Here is a 25,547-nt window from a genome sequence, read left to right on the forward strand (position 1 = left end):
TCCAGTCGTTGCCGGTGCCCTGCAGGTTGGACTGCCGGCGGCTGCCGTCCTCGTTGAACGCCTCGTTCACCACGTCCCAGTAGGCGAGCTTGCCCCTGTAGTGGCCCATCACCCCGTTGATGTGGTCGACCATCGCCTGCCGCAGGTTGCTGCCGGACAGGCTCTGCATCCACCCCGGCTGCTGGCCGTGCCACGCCAGGGTGTGCCCGCGCACCTTCATCCCCCGCTGGGTCGCCCAGTCGTAGATGCGGTCGCCGGCGCTGAAGTTGAACTGCCCCCGCTGCGGCTCCGTCGCATCGGGCTTCATCTCGTTCTCGGCCGTGATCATGTTGAACTCACGACCGGCGATCGTCGTGTACGTCGAGTCGCCCAGCCGGCCGGCCGCGATCGCCGTGCCGAAGTACCGGCCCGACTGCGCCGCCGCCGCACCCAGCGTGCCCGCCGCCGCGTCCGCCGCCGGCATCATCACCGCGGCCACGGCGACGGCCACGACACCGACCACACCCGCGGTCAGCGCTCTGATGGCGGACGATCTCTTCCGCCGGCTTCCAGCCACCTCGATCTCCCTCACTTCCGGTGATCAATGCTCCGAGTGAGCGCTAACATCCCGGACCGGCGTGACCTTGGCGCCGGCAGTGCCGGCCAATCAGCGGATACCTGGCGGAACGTTCGCGCCTAGGATCGCGAGGCTGCCAGAACTGTCATGAACATTCAACCCGAACAACTCCAGAATCCGTGAAAGATCGACGTTTCCGAGACATAACCGCAGGTGAAGCCGGATTTGGCCCGCCGCCAAAGACATTCAGATCCGAGTAATTTTCGAGCGTCGACTCTACGTTGGAGCCGCGCATAACAGATTTCCCGCAGGCAATTCCAGCGACCTCAGGAATGCAACGCACGCGGCTACGGTTTTCGAAACAATTGACACGTGCGGCGCGGCCGGCTCACAATGCCGCGATCGATCAGATGTCACATTTGATTCACCGCCGTCGGCCTCGCGGACCGGGCCGCAGGAGAAGACGGATGCGCACGAGACGGCCACGAGCGGCCGCCCGGCCGGCCGAGGGGAACCCGGCCGGCCGTGCGGTAGCGCCGGGGGCCGGCTCAGTTGCGCAGGGTCCACTGCTGGTTGGTGCCGCCGTTGCAGGACCAGAGGATGAGTTTGGTGCCGTTGGCGGTGCCGGCACCGTTGGCGTCCAGGCACAGTCCGGACTGGACACCGGTGATGGTCCCGTTGACGTTGAGGTTCCACTGCTGGTTGGTCTGACCGTTGCAGTCCCAGATGACCACGGCGGTGCCGTTGGTCGTGCCCCGGCCGCTGGCGTCCAGGCACTTGCTGCCGAAGACCTGCAGCTGCTTGCCCGAGGTGGACGTGAAGCGCTGGTTCGTGCCGCCGTGGCAGTCCCACAGCTGACCCTGGGTGCCGTTGGCAGGGTTCGTGCCGCCGATGTCGACGCATCTGCCGGACGCGCCGCCCACGATCATGACGTTCTGCTGGCCGCCGGTGCCGCCGCCCTGCTGCCGGACGATCCACTTCGACTCGGCCGACCGGTTGCCCTGCGCGTCCACGACGTAGAGCCGGTACTCCCCGGCCGACGCCGGCACGGCGATGGACGTCGCGGTGCCGCCTGCCCTGGTCATCGTCGGACCGGCGACGAAGCTGGTCGTGCCCGAGGGAGCCAGCCAGACGGTCCTGGTCGCGTCGCCGGTGCTGCGGATCGGGATCGTGGCCGTGCCGCTGGTGACGAAGGTGCTGGCCGGCAGCGCGTAGTTCGGCACGCCGACCTGACCCGGCACCGCGAGGTCGCGGTACGCGTCCTCGAGCCCGGAGTTCACGGCGATGCCGTACGCCGCGGCCGGCCAGACGTAGTCGGCATACACCAGGATGTCCTGCACGGTGCTGTTCGGCAGCGTCTTGTTCGACACCTTGTTGATGGCCCCGTACGTCTGCGTGAGGCTCAGGTCGTGCTTACGCCCCCAGTCGTCGGAGTTGATGAGCCACGTGACGTTCTTGTCCACGCTCAGCACGTTGTCCTTGAACGTGATGTACGCCGATCCTTCATCCGGATGGAGTCCGTACTTGTGACCGGACGGGACGCCCTCGAGGTAGTTGTCGGTGATCATGGTCCCCGGCTGGCTGCCCAGCGTGTAGATGGGTGCCGTGTCGCTGAGGCGCTGCACCGTGTCGATGATGTGGTTGTAGCGGATGGTGTTGTTCCTTGCCGTGGTCGTCGGCCGGTTCGGCGCGATCGAGCCCGCCGATCCGTCGAAGTTCCACCAGCCCCAGCCCAGGGTGATGCCGGCCCATGGAGCTTTCTCGATCCGGTTGTGCTCGATGGTCAGCGTGTCGGCGAAGTATGCCGAGATGGGGCTGTGCCCGTTGAACAGCACGGCGCTGTCGTAGAGGTAGTTGTTCCTGATCTCGATGTTCTTGCTGAGGCCTTCGACCTGGGCGGCATACTTCTCACGGTTCGTCGACGTGCCGTCGCCGATGTAGATGTGCTGCGGATGGCCGACCGTGACCGCCGAGCCGGCGATGTCGTTGGTGAAATTCCCGATCAGCCGGCTGTTCTGCACGTCGTTGACCATGTTGATGCCGTCGACACCCGTGTGCTGGATCCGGTTGCGTTCCAGCAGGATCCCGTCGGCGTTCTCGATCTGGACGATGCCGGGCGCGACGTCGACGTTGCGGTAGTAGTAGTCGTGGAAGTTCCCCTTCGCATACGCGAAGGCACCGAGATTGCCCTGCTGCGCCTGCTTGAAGGCGGAGCCGGCGACGTTGAACAGGTTCCAGTCCGAGTGCTCGACGGTGAGCCCGGAGAACGTGATGTTCCGGACGTGGCTACTCGTGGACTGACCGGCGATCCGCAGCGCGGTGGTGACGTTGTTCGGCGCGAACACCGGTGCGGTCGTCATGTCTTCGGAACTGGCCTTGTAGTAGTACAAGACCCGGCTCGTCTTGTCGAAGAAGAACTCGCCCGGCGTGTCCAGGAACTCGTAGGCGTTCATGACCTTGTGGCTGCCGCCGGCCTGGGCGTCGCCGTTGTACGCGCCCTGGGCGATCGCCGCGCCCGGCTGCTGGAAGAGCGCCACCCGGTTCGCACCGTCCGCACTCGTGGTGACCTGGCGGACCCCGACGATGGCGGTGGTCCAGGTCGTCGCCGTCTCGATCTCGATGTCGTCCTGGTTGCGGGCGACGGCCGGGAAGTCCGCGAGGCTGTACTTGGAACCGTCGCACTCCGAGCCGGACTCCCACGCCCAGGCGGCCTGTCCCGCGCTGACGGTGTAGGTGCCGTAACACCCGGCCGAGTTGATGGTCTTGGTGGCCATGACCGCCCGCTTGCCGTTCACGTACAGCGACCGCAGCTTGTTGCTCCGGTTGAGCGGGGCCTTCCAGATGTTGCCGCTGTGCTGCGTCCAGCCGGTGACCTGAACTCCGGCTTCCAGCACCGGACGCTCGTTCTGGTAGGCGGCGTAGACGACGCGGTAGCCGTTCGTGCCGGAGTCGCTCGGCGTGAACTCGATGGTGCTGGTGACCGGATAGCTTCCGCCGCGGAGGTACACGTAGATGTCGCCGGTCATGTTCGCATTGGCGGTGCGCACGACGTCCCGCGCGCGCTGCACGGTCTTGAACGGCGCCGCGATCGTGCCGGCGTTGGTGTCGCTGCCGTCGGGGGCGACGTAGAACGTCGCCTGGGTGGCGGCCGCGGCCGGCGGCGGTCCCGCGATGGCCGGCAGCAGCACGGCGGCGGCGGACACGGCAACCGCGATGAGCGACCTTCCAGTGGTGCGGAGCGCTGACTTCACCTCTCGGTCCCTTCTTTCCTTGCCCATCGACGAGGCCCGGCCGCACGTACGTTTCGGCGGTGAGCCACACATTCCACGTCTCGATGCGCGACCGCACCACCTCGTGGTCACGCGGGGAACTCCAGGCGCAGCATCGTCCAGGACACCGCCGGCAGCTCGACCCCGCGCTCGTCAGCGGCGGCTCCAGCGCTGGTTGGCCGCCGCGGTGCAGGTCCACAGGATGACCTTGCTGCCGTTGGCCGTGGCCGCGCGGTCCACGTCGAGGCACAGCCCGGACCGGGCGTCGCGGACCGTGCCGTCGGCGTTGAGGTTCCACTGCTGGTTCAGGCCACCGTTGCAGTCCCACAACTGGACCTTGGCGCCGGCGGTCGCGTTCAGCGGCGCGTCCAGGCACTTGCCGAGGGTGCGCAGTGACCGGCCGTCGAGGGTCCACTGCTGGTTCGCCGCGCCGTGGCAGTCCCACAGCTGCGGCTGGGTGCCGTTGGTGGCGCTGCTGGCGGGCACGTCCAGGCAGCGTCCGGAGGCGGCGCCGACGAGCGTGGTGGTGGCGCCGGTACTGGTCGTCGGGCCCGGCGAGGTGGGGGTCGGGGAGGTGGGGGTGCCCGCGCCGTCCAGGCCGAGGAAGGCGACGGCGTACGCGAGCTGACCGGACATCGGCAGCTGGTGCCCGACGCCGCCGATGCTGATGCCCTCGACGGTCGCCTGGGTGCCGGTGCTGCCGTAGCGGGTGCGGGTCCAGTTCGACTGCGGATGATCGGTGAACGCCGGGGTCTGGCCCAGCCCGTTGAGGTTCGTCCACTGCTTGACCGCCTCGCCGAAGTTCGGGTAGGCGATGGTGGTGTCGGTCGTGCCGTGCCACAGCTGCATCCGCGGGTAGCGGCCGGTGTAGCCGGGGTACATCGCGCGCGCGGTGTCGCCCCACTGCTGGGCGGTGCGGATGATGGTGCCGCCGGAGCACTGGCTGTTCCACAGCGATCCGTTGGTGGTGGCGAAGCAGCCGGCGGGGACGCCGGAGAACGCGGACGCGGCGGCGAACACGTCGGGGTACTGCGCGGCCAGGACGTTGGTCATCATCGCACCGGAGGAGAAGCCGGAGACCACGATGCGCGACGCGTCGATCGGGTGGTTCGCGCGGGCGTAGGCGACCATCGACATGATGCCGGTGGAGTCGCTGCCGCCGTTGCGTTGCAGGGCCGCCGGCGTCGACACGTCGAAGCAGTTGCCGCTGCGCGTCGCCTCGGGCAGCACGATGATGAAGCCGTACCGGTCGGCCGCGGTGACGTAGTCGTGGCCGTTGCCGTTGAAGATGCCGCCGGCGGAGCCCCCGCAGTAGTGCACGAGCACGAGCAGAGCCGGCCGGGGGGCGACGTTGACCGGCACATAGATGTACATGTTGAGGCCGGTGGGATTGTTGCCGAAGTTGGTGACCCGGGTCATCCCGGCAGCCGCCGCCGGCCGGACCGCCAGCAGCACGGTGGCGATCATGAAGGGTAGTGCCGCGGCGAGCAGCAGCACCCGGAACTTGCGTCGCATCAGGATCTCCTTGCTGCGGTATGCGCTCAGAGCGCGGTCACGGTCCACTGGTTGTTGGTGTTGGTGTTGGGCGCCCACAACGCGACGGTGGAGCCGGCCGAGGCGTTGCCCATGCCGTCCAGCGCGGTCCCGGTGCCGCGGTTGATGATCTGCCGGCGGCCGTTGCCGGTGTCGTTGAGCCGCCATTGCTGGTTGACGCCGCCGGTCCAGGTCGCCTGCCGGCACGGCGCGCCGTTGGCGGTGTTGCCGGCGCTGTCCAGCACCAGGCCGTTGGTGCGGTTGACGATGCGGACCCAGCCGCTGCCGAGGTCGGCCAGCTGCCACTGCAGGTTGCTGCTGCCGTCCCAGTTCCATTGCTTGAGCACGGAGCCGGAGGCGACGTTGCCGCCGCTGTCGAGCACCAGTCCGGTGGTCGCGTTGCCGATGCGCACCCACGTCTGCGCCTGTACCTGCGCCGTCACGCGGTAGCTGCGGCCGGCCAGGCCGGGCAGCTGGACGACGTCGGCCTCCGGCCGGGTGACGGTGACGGTGCCGCCGGTGGTGGTGTCCACGACCGTGACCGTGCCGGTGAGCGACCGGCTGCGGACCTTGACGGTGCCGTCCCGGTCGAACCGGATGGTGATCTCGGCGGCCTGACCGCCGCTCCATCGGGCGCCCACGGTGTAGCCGCCCCGGCCGCGCAGGCCCTGCACCTGCCCTGCGGGCCAGGCGGCGGGCAGCGCCGGCAGCACGTGCAGCTCGGAGTTGTGGCTGTGCAGCAGCATTTCGGCGATGCCTGAGGTGGCGCCGAAGTTGCCGTCGATCTGAAACGGCGGGTGCAGGTCGAACATGTTCGGCGCGAGCCTGGCCGTGGTCACCAGCAGGCGCAGCAGGTCGTGCGCGCGGGTCCCTTCCTCCAGCCGGGCCCAGTAGTTGATCTTCCAGGCGAGGGACCATCCGGTGCCGTCGTCGCCGCGCAGCTCCAGGGTGCGGCGAGCGGCGTTGTACAGCGTGGGCGTGCCGCGCTTGGTGATCTGGTTGCTGGGGTGCAGGCCGTACAGGTGCGAGACATGCCGATGGTTCTGCTCGGTCTCGGTCCAGTCGTACAGCCACTCCTGGATGTTGCCGCGGGAACCGACCTTCATCGGTGCGAGCCGGTCGCGGGTGGCCAGCACCCGGGTCCGCAGGTCGGCGTCGACGCCGAGCACCTGGGCGGCCTGCGCGACCGCGTTGAACAGGTCCCGCAGGATCTGGTTGTCCATGGTCGGCCCGGCACACACGCTGACACCCGAGTGGTGGGCGAGCTCCGGGGAGTTGGACGGGTTGGTCACCAGGTAGCGCAGCGACGGCTCCTCGACCAGCGTGTCGAGGAAGAACTGCGCGGCGCCCTTCATCGCCGGGTAGTTGGCCTGCAGGAAGGCGACGTCGCCGGTGAACTGGTAGTGCTCCCAGATCAGCGTGGACAGCCACGCGCCTCCGGTCTGCCACATGCCCCACAGCGCGCCATCGACGACCGACGAGCCGCGCCACCCGTCGGTGTTGTGGTGGGTCACCCATCCCCCGGCGCCGTACTGCACCTGGGCGGTGCGGGCGCCGGTCACCGCGAGCTCACGGATCATGCCGAACACCGGCTCGAAGCACTCCGCGAGGTTCGTCGTGTCCGCCGGCCAGTAGTTCATCGGCAGGTTGGCGTTGAGCGTGTACTTGGAGTCCCACGACGGGCTCAGCGAGTCGTTCCAGATGCCCTGCAGGTTCGCCGGCTGGGTGCCCGGCCGCGAGGACGAGATCAGCAGGTACCGGCCGAACTGGAACAGCAGGGCCGAGAACTGCGGGTCGTCGGTGGAGGCGTGCCGGCTGATCCGCACGTCGGTGGGCTGGTCGGCGGCGGAGGTCCGGCCGACGTCCAGCGTCGTGCGATTGAACAGCTGCTGATAGTCCGCGACGTGCCGGCTGCGCAGCTGGTCCCACGTCCGGGCGGCGGCCGCGTCGAGGAAGGCGCGGGCCCTGCCCTGATGATCCCCGCTCGTGTCACGGTAGTTGACGTAGCTCGTGCCGATCGACACGAGCAGCGTGACGCTGTTGGCCCCGCGGACCTGCAACGTGCCGCCGGAGCTGCTGACGGTGCCGCCGTCGGCGACCGCGCGGGCGAGACCGCGGAACCTCACCTTGCCGGTCAGCCCGCGCTGGTCGCCGCAGACCCCGTCGACGGCTGCGGTCACCGCGTCCGGGCTGGACAGCGTCGTGCGCTGGGGGCTGTCGAACGCCGCGGAGAAGCTGATCGACCCGGCCCGGTCCGCGGTCAGGCGGACCGCGATCACCTGGTCCGGCGCGCTGGCGAGCACCTCCCGCCGGAACCGCACACCGTTCTGCAGGTAGCTGACGCCGGCCACGGCCGTGGTCAGGTCCAGGAACCGCGTGTACTGCGACACGCCGGAGCCGCCTGCGGCGAACGTCAGCCGGAGGTTGCCGGCGGTCTGGTACGCCAGCTGTGCCGACGGGATGCCCAGCAGGTTCTGGTCGATGAGGGTCTGTGCCTGGCCCCACTGGTTGGCGAAGACCAGCTGCCGGATCTGCGCCAGCGCGCCGGCGCCACGCGGGTTGCTCTGGTCGTAGGGGCCACCGGCCCACATGGTGTCCTCGTTGAGCTGCAACCGCTCCACGTCGACGTTGCCGAACACCATGGCGCCGAGGCGCCCGTTGCCGACCGGAAGGGCGCGCAGCCAGTCGGTGCCGGCGGCCTGCTCATACCACAGTGCGAGGCCGTTCGCGGCGCCGACCTCCGGCGGGGCCGCGGCCCACGTCGGCGACGCCGCCCAAGGCAGTGGCAGCGCCGCGCCGGCGATCACGGCACCGGCGATCAGCACCTGCCTGCGGGTGGCGTCGGACAACGACGGGGTGCGGCGTTCGGTGTGCTCGTGCTGCACGGGCTGCTCCTTTTGCCGTGGCGGATCGGCTGGTCGAGCGCGAGTTGCTGTCGTTCCGAGTTGCGTGTTAGCGCTAACAGGGTGCTCCGCAAACGGCGGAATTCCGCAAAGCATCACGGTTGGCGGCACACACACAGCGAGCGTCGGCGGGAGCGCTCGCATCTCGATTCGCGAGGTTGCCAGAAGCATGCGGCACAATCAAGTTCTGTCTGGCACATCCCGTTTCGAAACTCGCCGATCAGCCTATCTCCGCAGCTCAGCCACCTATAAAACATGAACCGGAGGATGAAACCTGCAATCTCGACAACCGACCTCCGGCGGCCGCCGCGGATAACAATTTCCGACCACGCAATTTCGGTTATCCGGAACCGGATGCGACGGTCGCATCAATAGCACCCTTGACGGGGAATGCCGCTTCACGCAGATTGGGTTGCCGTGACATTCCACGACGGCATGCGCGAATACGATGCACCGACATACCCGGGGTCCGCGACGGGATCGCGTGACCAGCTCGCCATCCGCCGCGGCAATCTCACCCGGATCCTGCGCCACATCCGCACCAACGGCCCGCGCTCCCGCGCCGTGATCGCCACGGCGACGGGACTGCACAAGACCACCGTGTCCAGTCTCATCGAGGAGCTCCTCGACCTGCGGCTGGTCCGGGAGATCGGCATGGATCACTCCGGCGCCGCCGGGCGGCCCGGCCGCAGCGTCGCGCTGAGCCCAGACGTCGGCGCGGTCGGCGTCGAGATCAACGTCGACTACCTGGCGGTGCACGGCAGCGATCTGGCCGGCCGGACCATCTTCGAGCACCGGACCGCGTTCACCAACGTCGCCCGCGGCGTCGAGCAGTGCCTGGACGACATCACCGAGGCGGCCCGGCAGGCGCTGGAACACCTACGGCGGTGCGGCGTCACGCCGGTCGGCCTCACCGTGGCCGTGCCCGGCCTCATCGACGTCGCCCGAGGCGTGGTCGTGCTGGCACCCAACCTCGGCTGGCACGACGTGCCGATCGTCGACCGCCTCAGCCACGGCCTGCCGCCCGGACTGTGGATCGGCGTGGACAACGACGCCAACCTCGCCGCCCTCGCCGAGCACACCTGGGGCGTCGCCGCCGGCACCGACAACCTCGTCTACCTCACCGGTGAGGTCGGCGTCGGCGGCGGCGTCATTCTCGACGGCCGGCTCCTGCGCGGCGCGGACGGCTTCTGCGGAGAGGTCGGGCACATGCCGGTCGCGCCCGACGGGCAGCGGTGCGGATGCGGCCTGATCGGCTGCTGGGAGACGAAGGTCGGCCTGGCGGAGCTCGTTCGCATGGCCACCCCGGACGCCGCGTACGACCTCGACCGGCAGGTCGACACGGACCGCATCAGCGATCCGCAGGAGCGCGTCGCGGAGGTCGCGCGGCGGCTGGCGGCCGGCGACCGGGCGGCGGTCGACGCCGTCGCCGAGATCGGCACCTGGCTCGGGCACGGCGGCGCGATCCTGGTCAACCTGTTCAACCCGCGGGTCATCGTCCTCGGCGGCTACTTCGCCGAGCTGGCCGACCACCTCATCCCCGCCGCGCAGGCCAGGCTGGCCCGGCTCGCCGTCGCGAGCCCCGTGGCCCGCTGCCACTTCGTCGCGTCGCATCTGGGCTTCACCGCGGCGGCGCGCGGCGCGGCCGGCGTCACGCTCGACCGCATGATCGAACATCCGACGACCGTCCTCGCCGCGGCCGGCCGGTGACCCCGGAGGCGGTGCGCAGGAGTCTGTCAGGAGCGGGGCGCGACGATGCCGGCGTCGTAGGCGTGGATGATGGCCGCGGCGCGGTCGCGGACCCCGAGCTTGAGGAAGATGGCCGAGATGTGGCCCTTGACGGTCCGCTCGGCCAGGAACAGCCCTTCGGCGATCTCGGCGTTGTTGGCCCCGGAGGCCACCAGCCGGAGCACCTCCAGCTCGCGGTCGCTCAACGGCTCGACCGAGCGGGCGGGGTCGGTGGCGCCAGGCCGCCGCCGGAGGGTGCCCATGACCCGGTCGGCGACGCGGGGATCGAGCCACACACCGCCGCGGGCGGTGATACCGACGGCGCTGACGATGTCGTCGGCCGGGGCGTCCTTGAGCACGAACCCGGCAGCCCCGGCATCGAGGATGCCCCACAGGGCCTCGTCGTCCTCGAACGTGGTGAGCGCCAGCACCCGTGGCCCGTCTTCGTCGGTTGCTCCGCCGACCAGTTCGCGGGTCGCCTCGATGCCGTCGAGCACCGGCATGCGGACGTCCATCAGTACGACGTCCGGGCGCAACATCCGGGCCGCTTCGACACCGGCCCGTCCGTTGGACGCCTCGCCGACGATCTCGAGGTGTTCCTCGGCCGAGAAGATCAGGCGCAGGCCGGCCCGCACGAGCTCCTGGTCGTCGACGAGCAGGAGCCGGATCATCGGCCGGCCTCGGTGTTGACCGGCCGCAGGTGTTGCAGGGGAATCGATGCTTCGACCAGCCAGCCGTCGTCGTCGGGTCCCGCCGAGAACGTGCCGCCGAGGGCCGCGAGGCGTTGGCGCATGCCGTCCAGACCAGTCCCGCCACCAGTCCCGCCGCGCCCGTTGCGGCTGCCGCGGCCCGATGGCACCGGCGCGGGCCCGTTGCGGACCGAGATGGCCAGGTTGTCTGCGTCATCGGCCGACACCCGCACGATGACGTCGGCGCCTGGGGCATGGTGCTCGGCGTTGCTGAGCGCTTCCTGCACCAACCGGTAGGCGGCGAGGCCGGCGTAGGGACCGACGGCCGTGAGGTCGCCGGTCACCTCGGCGCGCACCGGCAACCCGGCCGTGGCCGCGGTCTGTGCCAGAGCGGCGATGTCGGCGGCACGTGGCTGTGGCGGGTCGGTGCCGTGTTCGCCCGGTGCCCGTAGCAGCCCGACGATGGCCCGCACGTTCTGCAGGCTGCTGCGGCCGACCTGCTCGGCTCGCTCGAGCGCCTCGGCCGCCGCGACCGGATTCTTGGAGAGCACCCGCTGGGCCCCGGCGACATTCAGGAGCATCACCGTCAGGCTGTGACCGACCACGTCATGGACATCGCGGGCGATCCGCTGGCGCTCCTGAGCCGCGGCCGCGTCGTTCAGGTGGGTCTGTGCCTCCCGCAGGGCGGTGGTGAGCTGCCGCTCGCGCCGCAGGACGCGGCCGAGACACCATGCGATCAGCCCGCCGGTGGCGAAGAAGCCGGTCACTTCGCGCTCTTCGCTCCAGCTGGCGCCCTCCACGATCGGGATGAGGACCGGGAGAACCACCACCGCGATGACGGTCGCCATGATCTCCGCGCCCACCGACTCGCCGGTCGCGGCCAGCCACCCCATCCCCAGCAGCGCGAGGAACGTGCCGCCAGGGGCATGGCCGGCAACCACGAGCACGCCGGGGACGACGACGCCGGCGAACGCCATGGACCAGGGCCCGATCCGCACATCGCCGGCCACGATGGCCCACGGGACCAGGCAGGCGACCACACCCGCCGCCGCGCCGGCCGACAGCGGCGTGGTCGCGAGGACGAGGACCGCCGCCACGAGCGCGGCCAATGGGAACGCGAGCCCGGTGGCGAACGTGCCACCCCACGACCGCACCGTCACCTGATCCACGCGAGCAGCGTACGACCAACCCGCTGCCGCTGGCACCGTCCCGTGGTACCGGTCGGACCGGTCGGTGGGCCGTGTCCCGAAACGGTCCGCAGATCGATGTGGCCGCCGGGCCCGCCGCCGCACGATGGGCCGATCCCCGACCCCGGCAGCTGGAGGCTCATCATGTTCACCCGACTCGGTCAACTCGCCGTCCGCCGGCGCCGGCTGGTGCTGGCCTTCACCGTTCTGTTCATCGTCGTCGCCGGCGTCGCCGGGGTCGGCGTGTTCGGCGCCCTCGACGATGCCGGCCTCACCGACCCCGGCTCAGAGTCGTACCGCGCCCGGCAGTTCCTCGAAGAGGATCTCGGCGTGCGCAAGCATGAGGCCGTCCTGCTGGTGCAGGCCGCCGGTGGTGGCGCCGACACCGACGACGTCGACGACCCGGCCGTCGCCGCGGCGGCCACCCGCCTCACCGAGTCGGTGCGGGCCGATGCGCATGTCGCCTCCGTCAGCTCCTACTGGTCGCTGGACGGCGGCGACCCCCGGCGAGCGACGTTGCGCTCGACCGACGGCTCCGCGGCCCTGGTCGTGCTCGACCTCGCCGGCACCGACGACGAGGTCAAGGACGCGGTCGTGGCGATCCGCGACCGGTACGCCGGAACCGACGGTCCGATCACCGTCGGCGTGGGCGGGGCCGCGGCAATCGACGTCGCCATCGGGGATCAGCTCGACACCGACCTGATCCGGGCCGAAAGCCTTGCCGTCCCGGTCACGCTGGCGCTGCTGGTCCTCGTGTTCGCGGGCGTGGTGGCCGCCGCGCTCCCGCTGGCCATCGCCACGGTGTCGGTGACCGGCGCGTTCCTGGTCCTGTACGTCATCTCCCGGGTGACCGACGTGTCGGCCTACTCGATCAACCTCACCACCGGCCTCGGCTTCGCCCTGGCCATCGACTACTCGCTGTTCATCGTGACCCGGTTCCGTGAGGAACTGGCCGCCGGCCGGTCAAGCGACGAGGCGGTCGTGCGTACCGTCGAAACCGCCGGCCGGACCGTGGCCGTCTCGGCGCTGACGGTGGCGGCCTCGCTGTCGGCCCTGCTGGTGTTCCCCCTCTACTTCCTCAGGTCGTTCGCCTACGCCGGCGTCGCCGTCGTCGTCGTTGCCGCGGCCGGCTCGTTGCTCAGCCTGCCGGCGCTGCTGGCCGTCCTGGGTCCTCGAGTCAACGCCTGGTCGCTGCGGCGCACACGCCACCCGCGCCGGTTCTGGCACCGCTTGGCCGGCCTGGTCATGCGCCGGCCCGTGCCGGTGGCGACCGGGGTGGTCGTCCTGCTCCTGCTGCTCGGCGCTCCGTTCCTCGGAGTCAACCCCGGCCTGCCGACCTACCAGGCGCTGCCGGCGTCCAGCGAGGCCCGGCAGGTGGCCGACGTCCTGGCCACCCGCTTCGCCGGCAACCACAGCGACCAGTTCGCCGTCGTCCTGCCCGGCGTGGCGGCCGGCGACGCGACTGCCTTCGCGGACGATGTGCGGACCGTCCACGGCGTGGCGTCGGTGACGGTACAACAGGCCGAGGCCGGCTCGTGGCTCACCGTCACTCCCTCGGTGCCGCTCCGCTCCGCCGAAGGTGAAGACCTGGTCAAAGACCTGCGGGGCCTCGACGCCCCCTTCGCGTTCGGGGTCGAGGGACACGCCGCCGAGCTGGTGGACACCAAGGCCGCCATCTACGACCGGCTGCCGCTGGCCCTGGGCATCATCGCTCTGGCCACCATCGTGCTGCTGTTCGCCGCGTTCGGCAGCGTTCTGGTGCCGGTCAAGGCCGTCGTGCTCAACCTGCTGTCGCTGACCGCCACGTTCGGCGCGATGGTGTGGGTGTTCCAGGACGGCCACCTGTCGGGCATCCTCGGCTTCACGGCCACCGGGCAGCTGGATGTGACCATGCCGATCCTCATGTTCTGCATCGCCTTCGGCCTGTCCATCGACTACGAGGTGTTCCTGCTCTCCCGCATCAAGGAGGAGTACGACCGCATCGGCGACAACACACGGGCAGTGGCCACCGGTCTGGAGAAGACCGGCCCGCTGGTCACCGCCGCCGCTGCCGTGCTGGCCATCAGTTTCACCGGGTTCGCGGCCGCCGGGATGAGCTTCATGAAGCTCATGGGCGTCGGCCTGGCACTGGCCATCATCATGGACGCCACCATCATCCGAGGGCTGCTGGTCCCGGCGTTCATGTGCCTGGCCGGCCACGCCAACTGGTGGGCGCCGGCACCACTGCGGAGACTGCACCGACGGTGGGGCCTCAGCGAAGCGCCCACCACCCCCAGCGACGCGACGATCAAGGCGGGACGGACCTGCGGGGGCCGCGTACGCCGCAATGATGGCTCACGGCGTGCTGCTCGGGATTGACTTCGGCACCTTGAGCCGGGACGAGTTCGAGCAGCTCGCCGAGCCGGTCATCGCGCGGACGGTCACGGTGCCCGCGTCGCGGTGTGCAGCGCGGGCATCGGGCTGTCCGACGGATGAGGCTGCCCGCCGATGCCGGGTCGCAGGAGACTGTTGCGCAGGCGGGTGCAACGGCCGCCGGCCCGGCACCCGTGCCGCAGGGCTCCCCTCAGGGCGTCATGCAGCTGGCGCCGGCCTCGCCGACGGCAGGCCGCGCACCGCGCTCAGACGGCCCTCGGTATCGTGTTCGACCGCTGACGACCCGGTTGCCGGACGTTGCCGCTAGAAATTGCTCAGCACCGAGCTGAAGATCTTGTCGACGCTGGCCGGGTCGCGCGCGTCGTAGGCAGCTGCCCGCGACACTTTCGCGATCTGTTCGAGCGTGTCCAGGTCGGCCTCCTCGCCGAAGGCGATCCCGAAGATGCGGACCGAGTTCTCCAGGGGTGACCCGTCCAGGTCGCGGAGCAGCTTCGCCCGGTCGTTGTCGGCCGGATACTCGTTGCGCCCATCGGTGAGCAGCACGACCGCGTTGATGCGGTCGGCGTCCAGCCGTCCCCGCATGTACAGGTCGGCGGCCCGGGTCGTGTGGTACAAGGCCGTGCCGCCATCGGCGCTCAGCCCCCGGATGATGCCGGTGAGTTGCTGCTTCGCGTCACCGACGCGCGACATCGGCAGCCGCTCGGTGTAGGGCTGCGCACTGTTCGGTCGCTGCCCCGTGAACGTCCACAGTGCCACCTCGTCGTCGGGATGCAGCAGGTCGAGGCTCGCGATCGCCGCGTTCTTCGCGGCTTCCAGCTTGCTGATGTCACCGGCCGCCTGCTCCTTCATCGAGCCCGAGACGTCGAGGACGAGCAGCACCCTCGCCTTCTTGCGCAGGTCGTCCCAGCCGGCGAGGATCTTGTCCAGGACCTCTCCGACGGGTGGCTGGATCAGGCTGAGCTTCTGCCCGGCCGGGATCTGCAGGGTCCGCGTCAGTTCGGGGCCGGCGTTGCCCTGGTGGTCGCGGAAGCCCAGCGCCGCGAACGCCGCCTGCTGGGCCGGCCGCTGCAGGAACGCGAGGAAGTCCGCGGCCGCCTCCCGTTGCGCGTCACTGGCCGAAGGCAGCACCACATACGGGTGGTCGAGCATCAGCGTGCCGTCCCGCGGCACCATCGGCACGAGCGGCACCGTGGGCGGCTTGCCTGTCACCTTCGGGTCGCCGGTGGTGTTGCCCTTGTTGTACAGGAAGGTGAGCTGCTCCTGATGCACGACGGCGCTCACGTACGACATCGCGGCGCCCTTGGCGTCGGCCTCGGCCAGGTTGGCGAGGAACTTCACTGCGTCGTCGGTGTAGTGCAGGACGCCTGCCTCGACCCCGCGAACGAAGTTGATCACATTGGGCTGGGTGAGATCGGCCGGCGTCAGCTCTCGGGACAGTCCGGTCGCCGCGTAGTACGTGGCCACCGTCGCGGCCAGGCCGGACGTGGACCGGTGCGGGTTGTCCTTGCCGAAGGAGAAACGTCCCCACTCGGGGTGGCCGTACCGGCCCCACCCCTGCGGATCGGACGCCAGCGCTAGCACGTCGCTCCACCCGAACTCGCGGTCCGGCCAGCCGAACGCCTCCGCCATCGGCTTCGGCATCGAGATGACCAACGGGCTCTGCGCGATCGACGGCATCTGTGTGCCGGCCGGCGGCACCACCTGCTTGCCGACGGCGGTCTCCTGCTGGCGGGCCAACTGGAGCCACAGCGATGCGGTGGGCGTCCACACCTGCGGTGCCGGGCCACCGTCACGCTGTTCATCCCAGCCGGAGACAAGCGCCTGCGCCGCCGCGCCGGACGTGAGCCGGTGCACGGACACCGACGCGCACCGCTTGCCGCCGTACAGCGTGTCGGAGGCGTTGTACCGGCGCGCCAACTCGATCATCAGGTCGGCCTTCTCGGTCGACGAACTGACCTCGATGGGTTCACAGCCGGCCCGCTTGTCGGCACCCGCCTCCCCAGGGTCGCGACGGAGCACCACGTACGTCACCACGACGGCCACCAGACCGACGATCACCGCAACCACCAGCGGCATCCGCGTACGTGCCCCCACGACAACACCCATCGACGATCTCCTGTCCACCAGCAGAGCCCCGCATCGTAACCGACGGCCACAAACGGCCGAAGCCTGACCGTGTTCCTGTCGCGGACGCGTCAGAGGGTGGTGGGGTGGGCCCCTACAGTGCGCTCATGCCTACGAGTCGTCGTTGTGCCAAGTGTCAGTGTCCGCGCCTGTGGCACATCGATCCGGTCATGCTTCCCGAACCCGACAACCGCAACGTCGTCGATGTCCTGCCGGCCGTCACTCGGTGGGCTTCCGGATCGGCGGACGGCGGGAGCACAGGCAAGCGCATCGAGGCCGGGCGCTTCGAGGTGTGGATCTGCGTGGCATGCGGGTACACGGAATGGTACGCGCTCCAGGTCAACGAGATGCTCGCGTGGCTCAGCCGCAACACCAGCTCTGGCGTGCGCTACTACGACGCCGACGCGGCGGCCCAACCCGCCCCGCTCGGCTGACCTCGGGTCACGACCGGTCACCCGGGGGCGCTGCACCGTACGTGTCGCCACCTGTGTCTGCTGCGCGTTCGCCCGTCCTTTCACCCTCCAGGCCCGCGGTACCTACAGCCCGCAAAGCGGCCCAGACACGCCGGACACGCTCCCCGCCGACCTCGCTCTCTTCGGGCGTGATGCTGTGTCACCCCGGTTGAGCATTCCCGAGGAACGTCGGCGTTCGGCGCTGTTGTCGGCGGCATCATGGCGGTACAGCGGGAATCAGGGCCGCGTGGTGACAGTGTGGGGGTACGGCGTGCAATACGTGGCGGTCGAGCCGGTAGTCAACCGCGAGCGCGTGCCCGTCCTCGCGCAAGCGGTGTGGGACAACGCCCGTCAGGACCCGGATGCGGTGCAGTTCGTGCGCCCCGACCCGGATCCCCGGTCCTGGCCGGCTCCACCCGCTCCACGGGGCGGGACGTTGCCGGTGAGCTGTGCGGCCTTCCGCGATGACGTGCTCGCTGTCGCCCGCGGGTTCGTCGCCGCCGGTGTCGAGCACGGCGACCGGGTCGCGTTGATCAGCCGCACGAGGTACGAGTGGACCCTCGTGGACTACGCGCTGTGGGCGATCGGGGCGGTGACCGTTCCGATCTACGACACCTCCAGCCCTGAACAGATCGAGTTGATCCTGGCCGACTCCGACGCCGTGGGATGCGTCGTGGAGACCGATGACCACGCCGCGACCGTCATCGGCCTGCAGCACCGCCTGCCGACTCTGCGCATGGCCTGGCAGATCGATGCCGGAGAGCTGGTCGGCCTGGCCGAACAGGGCCGCACCCTCGACGAGACGCAGCTCGAGGCGCGCCGCGAGCGGGTGACCGATGCCGACGTGGCCACGATCGTGTACACCAGCGGCACGACCGGCCGTCCGAAGGGCTGCACGCTGACGCACCGCAACCTCTACTGCGACGCCGTCGGCGCGCTCGCGGTCCTGCCGCAGCTGCTGCACCCCGGGGCGTCGACGGTACTGTTCCTGCCCCTCGCGCATGCGTTCGCCCGACTGATCCAGGTGGGGATGGTGCAGGCGCGGGCGACGATGGTCCACAGCGCCGACATGGCCGGCGTGCTGAAGCAACTGGGCAGGCACCGGCCGACGTTCATCCTCGCCGTGCCCCGGGTGTTCGAGAAGATGCACGCGCAGGCCCGGCAGCATGCCGGCGAAGCCCACCGCGGCCGGCTGTTCACCGTCGCCGAGCGGGTGGCCGTGCGCTACAGCCACGCGCTGGACACGTCACGCGGCCCGAGCGCGCTGCTGCGGCTGGCCCACGCCGTGTGCGACGTGCTGGCGTATCGCAGGCTGCGGGCGGCGCTCGGCGGACGGTGCCGGACGGCGATCGTCGGCGGGGCGCCGCTGGGCGAGCGCCTGGGGCACTTCTTCCGCGGCGCGGGGATCACCGTCCTGGAGGGCTACGGGCTGACCGAGACCTCACCGGCGCTGACGGTCAACGCGCCGTCGGCGCAGCGCATCGGCACCGTCGGCCGTCCCCTGCCGGGGGTGGAGATCCGCATCGCCGACGACGGCGAGATCCAGGCGCGCGGCGACGTGGTCTTCCCGGGCTACTGGAACAGCCCGGACGCCACCCGCGCCACATTCACCGCCGACGGCTGGCTGCGCACCGGTGACCTCGGCAGCCTCGACCCGGACGGGTTCCTCCGGATCACCGGCCGCAAGAAGGAGATCCTCGTCACCGCGTCGGGCAAGAACCTCACCCCCGCGCCGATCGAGGACGCCATCCGGGCGCACCCGCTGGTCAGCCAGTGCATGCTGGTCGGCGACGGCCGCCCCTACGTGGCCGCCCTGGTCACCATCGACCCACAGGCGTGGACCCGTTGGCGCTCGACCCACGGCCAACCCGAGGCCTCACTCGCCGAGCTGCGACACAGCCCCGAGCTGCGCAGCGAGATCCAACCCGCGCTCAAGCAGGCCAACCGGGCAGTGTCGAAAGCAGAACAGGTCAAGACCTTCCGGATCCTGCCGCGCGAATTCACCGAGGCCGACGGAGAGCTCACCCCCACCCTCAAGGTCAAACGCAACGTCGTGACCGAGCGGTACGCAGCCGACATCGACGCCCTCTACCGCCGCTGACCCGAGCACGTCAGCGAAGGAGCACCTGGCAGATGCTGAACCCCTCGGCGCCTGCTGCTGGCCGGACGAGGACAACGTCACCGAGAAGGACGACGACGCAGGGAAGGAGGATCGCTGATGGGCTCCGGCTCCGCCACTGCCACCGTCCTCGCCGCGCTGGGTGAGGTCCGGGGATGGCAGGAGGACTTCTACCGGCATCTGCACCAGCATCCGGAGCTGTCCCACCAGGAGCAGCGCACCGCCGCTGCGGTGGCCGAGCGGCTTCGTGGCTGTGGATTCGACGTCCACGAGGGAATCGGAGGCACCGGTGTCGTTGCGGTCCTGCGCAACGGCGACGGCCCGAGCGTGCTGCTGCGCGCCGACATGGATGCGCTCCCGGTGCGCGAGCAGACCGGGCTGCCGTATGCGAGCACAGTTACCGCCACCGACCAGGACGGCAACGAGGTGCCGGTGATGCACGCCTGCGGCCACGACGTTCATGCCACCTGCCTGCTCGGCGCCAGCGCCCTGCTCGCGGGTGCGACCAGTGACTGGAGCGGCACCGTCGTCGCGTTGTTCCAGCCCGCGGAGGAACTCGGGGATGGCGCCCGACGGATGGTCGACGACGACCTGGCCGCGCTCGTCGGCAATGTCGATGTGGCACTGGCGCAGCATGTACTGCCGATGCCATCGGGACAGGTCGGGACCCGGCCGGGTCCGGTGCTCTCGGCAGCCGACAGCATGCGAATCACGGTCCACGGTCGGGGTGGGCACGGCTCGATGCCGCAGGCAACCATTGATCCCGTGGTGCTGGCGGCAATGATCGTCGTGCGCCTGCAGACCGTAATATCGCGCGGGGTCGCCCCGACGGACCCCGCGGTGCTCACCGTCGGCAGCATCCAGGCAGGCAGCAAGAGCAACGTCATCGACGACCACGCGATTCTCCAGCTCAACGTCCGCAGCTACAGCGACCGGACCCGGACCGCGATCCTTGCCGCGATCCAGCGGATCGTGGCCGCCGAATGCCAAGCCTCCGGATCGCCCAAGGGCCCGGACTTCGAGTTCTTCGACCGGTTCCCGCCCACCGACAACGATCCGTCCACCACCACGCGCGTGCGTGCCGCCTTCGAGCACGTGTTCGGCGACTCGGCACAGGACCTGCCCCTGCAGACCGCGAGCGAGGACTTCAGCGATGTTCCCCGCGCGCTGAACGTGCCATACACGTACTGGGCGATCGGTGGCATCGATCCTGACGCGTACCAAGCGGCGGCGGCCGCCGGGCGAATCGCCCAGGACATCCCCGTCAATCACTCGCCGAACTTCGCGCCCGTCATCCAGCCCACCCTCGACACCGGCACGAAAGCCCTTGTCGCAGCGGCTTTGGCCTGGCTCGCGGAGGACTGATGCCGGCACCGGCCCCACGGCGGCATCGACCAGGTCGGTCTTGAGGCGATCGGCGACCGCCGGCCGGTGGTGTCGGCGGCGACCAACAGGTCGATCGCCCGGCAGGCGTGGTCATCGTCCATCGTGGACGGCCCACCTCGCGCCGGTCAGGCAGCAGACGGGGTGTCACGAGCGCGTCGACGGTGCCGCGCACGTGCGGGGTCGATGACGACGCTGCCCGGCGGCTGGATGCGTTCGGATTCCTCGTCGTCGACGGCGGACCGTCCCGCGACCCGTACGCACCGAGGGCATCCATGCGGTCCGCCGGGCGTCTGTGCACCGATCCAGCCGTGCCGGCTGAACAGGCTCCAGGTCAAAGTCCAGGAATGCAGACTGGCGCCGAGATGGTCCACAACCAGCCCGCAGCCGTCGCACACCAGGCTGAAATCCGTGCCGTCCTGTGTGTGCAGCACCGTCATGCGAGCCACGCCCTTCCGGTCACGGGCGGACTGCGAACGTCGGCGCTCCACCCCGTGCATGTCATGCTCACCGGAGCGCATGGCGGTCGCCCATCGGAATTGTGACGATCGTACGACGCTTACCGTGACGGCTCACCCGGCGCCGGTGCGCCCGCGTCGACCATCTCGGGCAGGGCATCCGGCCCGGACAGCTGCACCAGGTGCCGTATCTGCGTCGACGGTCCCAGTAGGGTCAGCCGTCCGCCGAGGTCGCGCAGCCGGCGGTGCAGCTCGACGAGGAGGTCGACGCCGGCCGCGTCGACCGACGGGCACCGGGCGAGGTCGACGTGCACGTGGATCGGGCGCCGGCCCAGCGTGCCGGTGAGCATCGTGATGTACAGCGCCAGGTGTCCCATGTCGCGGGGATCCTCGACGACCGCGTCGAACCGCAGCGAACGACCGCGGGTCACGCCGTGCCTGCCCGGCCCGCGGCGAGCACGGCGATCAGCCGGTACCGGCCGCCGACCATCGGCATGACGTCGACACCCCCAGGTCTTGCCGCGCGGCGCGGCTCCGCCCAGCGCCGCTGACGCGATCCTCGCCGCGCGGCATGGCGGACACTCCTCATTCGTGTGACAGTTGTGCGACGAGGCAGGGGCGTGTCGCTTCCACACCGCCCGGCCGACTGGGTTCACCTGCCGGAGGTGGTGGGGCTCCCGGCGTCCCACCAGCGCATGTCCGCCCGGCAGGCGGCGATCAGGACGGCAGGACGAGGTCGGCGTAGTCGGCGGCCGTGAGGCGCCCGTCGGTCAGGGACGCGTCGGCGCGGGGCACGCGCAGCGGCTGCCCGTCGTGCAGGAAGGACACGGTGTCGACGTCGGCGCGGCTGGTCAGGGTGCACACGATCTGCCCGTAGGCAAGGACCTCGTCGCTGCGCCCGACCCCGTCGGACCGGCTGCCGACCTCGACCGCCGCGTCGCCGCCACGGACCTCCACCACTCCGGTCACCGTGATGCCGGTCAACGCGCTGGTGTAGCCGGCCTCCCGTTCGGCCGCGGTCGGGCCAGACAGCAGATCCCGAAGTTGCTCGTCGATCGCCGGCATCCGCTCGGCCGGGCGCCGGACCGCGACCAGGCCGGTGTCACGCACCAGGAACAGCAGTTCGGCCGGCCGGCCGGGCGCCGGGCTGGCGGTCTGCGCCGCGGAAGGGGTGCTCGCCCGGCCGCTCACCGTGATCGGCTGAGGGCTGTCCTCGGTCGGCACGCCACATCCGGCCAGCACCAGCGCCGACGCCAGCGCGGCGACGAGGGCCCGCACACGGCCGGTCACGACGGCTCCTTGCGCAGCTCGACCCGGAACCGTGCGCCGCCGCCCGGCCGGTCCAGGGCCACGGCCTGGCCGCCGTGTGCCGCGGCGTGCTGCGCCACCAGCGCCAGGCCCAGCCCGGCACCGTCGTCGTCGGTGCGGGCGCCGGCCGCGCGCCCGCGCACGAACCGGTCGAAGATCATCGTCTTGTCCTCCGGGCTGACGCCGGGACCTTCGTCGTCGACCTCGATGAACCACCGGTCGTCGCTCGCCCCGACCCGGACGGCGGTCGCCCCGCCGCCGTACCGTGCGGCGTTGTCCAGCAGGTTGCCGATGATCTGTTCGATGCGGCGGCCGTCCACCAGCCACACGTGCGGTGTGTCACCGACGGCCTTGACGAGGTCCGGCGCCAGGTTGCGCGCCTGACAGGCACGCCGCGCGACCGCGACGACGTCGACCTCGGCGCGATGGGCCGGCTGGTCGCTCTTCGCCAGCTCGATCAGGTCGTCGACGAGGGCCAGGAACCGGTCGACCTCCTCGACGATCAACCCGACCGCCAGCCCGCTGCGCTGGTCGAGGTGCTCACGCCGGCGGGCCAGCACGCTGGCGGACGCGGCCAGGGTCTGCAACGGCGAGCGCAGCTCATGACTGACGTCCGCGGCGAACCGGCGGTCCTGCTCCAGCCGCTTCGCCAGCCGGTCCACCATGTCGTTGAACGAGGTGGTGAGCTGCGCCAGATCGGGCTCGACGGCCGGGTCGAGCCGGGTCGACAGGTCGCCGGCGGCGATCTCCTGCGCCGCCCCGGCCACCTGCCGCAGCGGCCGGGCCACGTACCGGGCGGCGTACCAGCCGAGACCCGCTCCAGCGACGGCGGTGAGCGCGGCGACGACCGTGAGCACCCAGCTCAGGGTCCGCAACGTCTGGTCCAGCTCCCGGAACTGGTCGACCTCGTACAGCGCCGCCGTGTCCGTCAACGGCACACCGACGACGAGCGCGGGGACCCCGTTGACCCGCACCAGCTGCTTGCCCGCCTGCCCCTGCTGGACGAGGCGTTGCAGGCTCATGGGCACCGCCTCGGTGGCGCCGTCGTCGGCGGCCCGGCCGAACCAGCCGCCGTCGCGGTACAGCATCGCCCGCCGGTTCCCGCCCGTGTCCAACGAGCGCAGCAGATCGGCGGCGTCGACCTGATCGGTGAGCACACCCTCCCGCAGGATCCGGGCGTCGAACGACACCGCACGCACCGACGCCCGCTCGCGCCCCTCCAACAGGTAACGCCGGGTCGCCTGGTATGACGCGAACGCCATCGACGCCGACAACAGCAACGCACTGACGGCGAACCCGCCGACGACCCGCGTCCGAAGCCCCGAACGTCTCATCGCTGCAGCTTGTAGCCCATGCCGCGGACCGTGACGAGCCGCTGCGGCGTCCGCGTGTCGCGCTCGATCTTCTGCCGCAGCCGCCCGACGTGAACGTCGACGAGCCGCTCGTCCCCGATCTCGTACTCCCACACCCGCTGCAGCAGCTGCTGGCGCGACAGCACCAGGCCCGGGTGCTCGGCCAGCTCGCACAGCAACCGGAACTCGGTGCGGGTCAACGAGACCGGCTCACCCTGCACCCGCACCTCGCCGGCCTCCGGTCTGATCTCCAGGTCGCCGAACACCAGCGTCGGCGCCGCGGCGGACACGGCACGCCCCCGGCGCCGCAGCGCCCGCAACCGCGCGGACAGCTCCTTCACCGCCACCGGCTTGACCAGATAGTCGTCGGCGCCGGCCTCGAGCGCGGCGACGATGTCGTGGGTGTCGTCGCGGGCGCTCACCACGACGATCGGTACGTCGTCGTGCCGGCGCATCTCCCGCACGCAGTCGAACCCGTTCATCCCCGGCAGCATGAGGTCCACCAGGACGGTGTCCGCCGGCGCCGCCCGTTGCGCCTCAAGGCCCTCCTCCGCGCTCGCGGCGGTCCGGACCAGGTAGCCCTCGTCTTCCAGGGCGAGCGCCAGCGACAACCGGATCCGGTCGTCGTCCTCGATCACCAGCACACCTGTCACCACTGGATCATGCCTTCCGGCGGCGTGCGTCCGTACGCGGGACCAGCGAGTACGGCGCGTTGCCACCCGATGGTCACGTCGTCCCCCGGTGCGGTCGTCGATCACCCGGTCCGGCCGGACGCGGGACGGGGGTCAGGTGACCGCACTCGTCGCAGGCGAGCCTGAAGTCGGTGCCGCCGAGGCTCAGCAGCGCGGTCACCGCGACTTGCCGGCCGCGGGCGCCTGCCACCAGCGCAGCTCCTGGACCTGCCGTTCGCGGGCGGCCCGCCTGGAACGGCGCTGCGGCATTCGGTGCCGTGGCAGATAGCCGGGCGGCCGCTCCGTGGCCAGCGGGACCTCCTCCAGCTGCGTCGGCACGACGGTCTGCATGCGGCTCCTCCAAGCGGCAGTGGCGCCCGTACGGGTCCCGTTCCGGCGCGTGCCGGTCGGCGTCGACGGGTGCGGGGTGACTCCGATACCTGGATCACCCTCTGCCGCGCATGTGGAGAAGTCCCCGCGGCAGTGTGACGGTTCTATGACGAAGCGTCCGGCGGCTCGCCCGCTGTACCGGTGACGTGCAGGACCCGGTCGACTCGGGCGAGTCGCAGGGTCCGGGCGACCTTCGGCGACAGGCCGCGAAGCGTCAGGCGGCCGCCGTCGAGCCACACCTTGCGGTGCACGTCGATGAGCATCTTGATGCCGGCGGCGTCGACGTACGCACAGGCGGTCATGTCGATGACGAGGTCGGCGGGGCGTAGCGCGGCGGCGTCGTCGAGCAGCGCCCGGACACGCGGTGCGGCACTGGTGTCGAGCGGGTCGGTGACCAGCACCTCGACCAGCCGCATCGCCGGTGTCTGTGCTATCGGCTGCATGTCGTCTCCCTTCGGGGCCGTGCATGCCAGCGTCGCCGCCCGGTTCGGCGGGCACCCTTCGACCCTGTGACAGTTGCGTGACATCCGACACCCGGCGGCTGCGGGCCGCGACGGACATCGGCTGCCGAGGCGCGATACGTCATCGGATTTCTTCCGTGGATGCTCCGGCCTTCAGGCCGGGGAGGAAACGGAACTCCTGCGGAGCAGGTCAGGGAAAGCCGATCTGCCGCCAGGGCGGATGGGCGTTTGCCCGGGTGCCACCGCAAGGTTCACCATCCAGGCGGTTATCGTGTGGGCCGTGTCCAGGGCTGTGAAGCGGGCGTTCAGGTACCGCTTCTACCCGACCCCTGGGCAGGCCGCCGAGCTTGTTCGGACGTTCGGGTGTGTCCGGCTGGTCTACAACCTGGCGTTGCGGGCCCGGACCGAGGCGTGGACGCTGCGCCAGGAGCGGGTCAATTACCACGCCACGAGCGCGATGCTGACCGGCTGGAAGAGGACCGGGGAACTGGCGTTTCTCAACGAGGTCTCCTGCGTGCCGTTGCAGCAGGCGCTGCGCCACGTGCAGGTGGCGTTCACGAACTTCTGGGCGAAGCGTGCCAGGTATCCGAC

General features: G+C 70.4%; 20 protein-coding genes. 6 read left to right on the forward strand and 14 right to left on the reverse strand.

Annotated features, from left to right (window positions below; genetic code table 11):
• The 4 genes from AB0I21_RS53710 to AB0I21_RS53725 all read right to left on the reverse strand — a co-directional run.
• Positions 1–466: endo-1,4-beta-xylanase (locus AB0I21_RS53710; RefSeq protein ID WP_360573251.1), on the reverse strand; the 466-nt coding region annotated here is incomplete at its 3' end.
• A gap of 638 nt (positions 467–1,104) precedes the next feature.
• Positions 1,105–3,807, reverse strand: coding sequence for a ricin-type beta-trefoil lectin domain protein (locus tag AB0I21_RS53715; protein ID WP_360573217.1), 2,703 nt, complete (start codon positions 3,805–3,807; stop codon positions 1,105–1,107).
• A 171-nt stretch (positions 3,808–3,978) separates the two neighbouring features.
• Positions 3,979–5,340 (reverse strand): PHB depolymerase family esterase, encoded by a 1,362-nt coding sequence (locus tag AB0I21_RS53720; RefSeq protein WP_360573219.1) that lies wholly within the window; start codon positions 5,338–5,340, stop codon positions 3,979–3,981.
• 26 nt (positions 5,341–5,366) lie between these two features.
• Positions 5,367–8,207 (reverse strand): glycoside hydrolase N-terminal domain-containing protein, encoded by a 2,841-nt coding sequence (locus AB0I21_RS53725; RefSeq protein ID WP_360573253.1) that lies wholly within the window; start codon positions 8,205–8,207, stop codon positions 5,367–5,369.
• A 489-nt stretch (positions 8,208–8,696) separates the two neighbouring features.
• Here AB0I21_RS53725 and AB0I21_RS53730 point away from each other — a divergent pair, with 489 nt between their 5' ends.
• Positions 8,697–9,971 carry an ROK family transcriptional regulator gene (locus AB0I21_RS53730; RefSeq protein ID WP_360573221.1) on the forward strand — a complete coding sequence of 425 codons (1,275 nt, stop codon included), beginning with the start codon at positions 8,697–8,699 and terminating at the stop codon, positions 9,969–9,971.
• Between the two features lie 26 nt (positions 9,972–9,997).
• Here the strand turns inward: AB0I21_RS53730 and AB0I21_RS53735 are convergent, their stop codons facing one another.
• Both AB0I21_RS53735 and AB0I21_RS53740 read right to left on the reverse strand, forming a co-directional pair.
• Entirely contained in the window at positions 9,998–10,660 is a 663-nt protein-coding gene (locus tag AB0I21_RS53735; protein WP_360573223.1) for a response regulator transcription factor, read from the reverse strand.
• Positions 10,657–11,688 carry a histidine kinase gene (locus tag AB0I21_RS53740; protein WP_360573225.1) on the reverse strand — a complete coding sequence of 344 codons (1,032 nt, stop codon included), beginning with the start codon at positions 11,686–11,688 and terminating at the stop codon, positions 10,657–10,659. The genes AB0I21_RS53735 and AB0I21_RS53740 overlap by 4 nt, the downstream gene beginning before the upstream one ends.
• Before the next feature lie 321 nt (positions 11,689–12,009).
• On the opposite strand from AB0I21_RS53740, the gene AB0I21_RS53745 reads away from it, so the two are divergent.
• A complete protein-coding gene (locus AB0I21_RS53745; protein WP_360573227.1) occupies positions 12,010–14,223 on the forward strand; it encodes an MMPL family transporter in 2,214 nt (737 codons plus the stop codon).
• A 318-nt stretch (positions 14,224–14,541) separates the two neighbouring features.
• On the opposite strand, the gene AB0I21_RS53750 is transcribed toward AB0I21_RS53745, so the two are convergent.
• Positions 14,542–16,332, reverse strand: a complete 1,791-nt coding sequence (locus tag AB0I21_RS53750; protein ID WP_360573229.1) for an extracellular solute-binding protein — start codon at positions 16,330–16,332, stop codon at positions 14,542–14,544.
• Positions 16,333–16,532: 200 nt separating this feature from the next.
• Between AB0I21_RS53750 and AB0I21_RS53755 the strand changes: the two genes are divergently transcribed.
• The 3 genes from AB0I21_RS53755 (at position 16,533) to AB0I21_RS53765 (ending at position 20,298) form a co-directional block, all read left to right on the forward strand.
• Positions 16,533–16,796: a hypothetical protein gene (locus tag AB0I21_RS53755; protein WP_360573231.1), complete on the forward strand. Its 264-nt coding sequence runs from the start codon at positions 16,533–16,535 to the stop codon at positions 16,794–16,796.
• 289 nt (positions 16,797–17,085) lie between these two features.
• The gene (locus AB0I21_RS53760) at positions 17,086–18,915 is read left to right on the forward strand and encodes a long-chain fatty acid--CoA ligase (protein ID WP_360573254.1); all 1,830 of its coding nucleotides are present in this window, start codon (positions 17,086–17,088) and stop codon (positions 18,913–18,915) included.
• A 117-nt stretch (positions 18,916–19,032) separates the two neighbouring features.
• Positions 19,033–20,298, forward strand: a complete 1,266-nt coding sequence (locus tag AB0I21_RS53765; protein WP_360573233.1) for an amidohydrolase — start codon at positions 19,033–19,035, stop codon at positions 20,296–20,298.
• A 146-nt stretch (positions 20,299–20,444) separates the two neighbouring features.
• Here the strand turns inward: AB0I21_RS53765 and AB0I21_RS53770 are convergent, their stop codons facing one another.
• The 7 genes from AB0I21_RS53770 to AB0I21_RS53800 form a co-directional block, all read right to left on the reverse strand.
• Positions 20,445–20,756 carry a hypothetical protein gene (locus AB0I21_RS53770; protein ID WP_360573235.1) on the reverse strand — a complete coding sequence of 104 codons (312 nt, stop codon included), beginning with the start codon at positions 20,754–20,756 and terminating at the stop codon, positions 20,445–20,447.
• Positions 20,757–20,875: 119 nt separating this feature from the next.
• The gene (locus AB0I21_RS53775) at positions 20,876–21,205 is read right to left on the reverse strand and encodes an STAS domain-containing protein (protein ID WP_360573237.1); all 330 of its coding nucleotides are present in this window, start codon (positions 21,203–21,205) and stop codon (positions 20,876–20,878) included.
• Positions 21,206–21,491: 286 nt separating this feature from the next.
• On the reverse strand, positions 21,492–22,064 hold the full coding sequence (locus tag AB0I21_RS53780; protein WP_360573239.1) for a GerMN domain-containing protein: 573 nt from the start codon (positions 22,062–22,064) through the stop codon (positions 21,492–21,494).
• Positions 22,061–23,416, reverse strand: a complete 1,356-nt coding sequence (locus AB0I21_RS53785; protein ID WP_360573241.1) for a HAMP domain-containing sensor histidine kinase — start codon at positions 23,414–23,416, stop codon at positions 22,061–22,063. Before AB0I21_RS53785 ends, AB0I21_RS53780 begins: the two co-directional genes overlap by 4 nt.
• Complete coding sequence (locus AB0I21_RS53790) at positions 23,413–24,087, reverse strand: response regulator transcription factor (protein ID WP_360573243.1); 675 nt, start codon at positions 24,085–24,087, stop codon at positions 23,413–23,415. Before AB0I21_RS53790 ends, AB0I21_RS53785 begins: the two co-directional genes overlap by 4 nt.
• A 195-nt stretch (positions 24,088–24,282) precedes the next feature.
• A complete protein-coding gene (locus AB0I21_RS53795) occupies positions 24,283–24,456 on the reverse strand; it encodes a hypothetical protein (RefSeq protein ID WP_360573245.1) in 174 nt (57 codons plus the stop codon).
• A gap of 143 nt (positions 24,457–24,599) precedes the next feature.
• Positions 24,600–24,938: an STAS domain-containing protein gene (locus tag AB0I21_RS53800; protein ID WP_360573247.1), complete on the reverse strand. Its 339-nt coding sequence runs from the start codon at positions 24,936–24,938 to the stop codon at positions 24,600–24,602.
• A 298-nt stretch (positions 24,939–25,236) separates the two neighbouring features.
• Here AB0I21_RS53800 and AB0I21_RS53805 point away from each other — a divergent pair.
• The coding region (locus AB0I21_RS53805) for a transposase (RefSeq protein ID WP_360573249.1) at positions 25,237–25,547 on the forward strand (311 nt) is incomplete at its 3' end.

The organism is Dactylosporangium sp. NPDC050588, assembly GCF_040654975.1.
Classification (GTDB): domain Bacteria; phylum Actinomycetota; class Actinomycetes; order Mycobacteriales; family Micromonosporaceae; genus Dactylosporangium; species Dactylosporangium maewongense.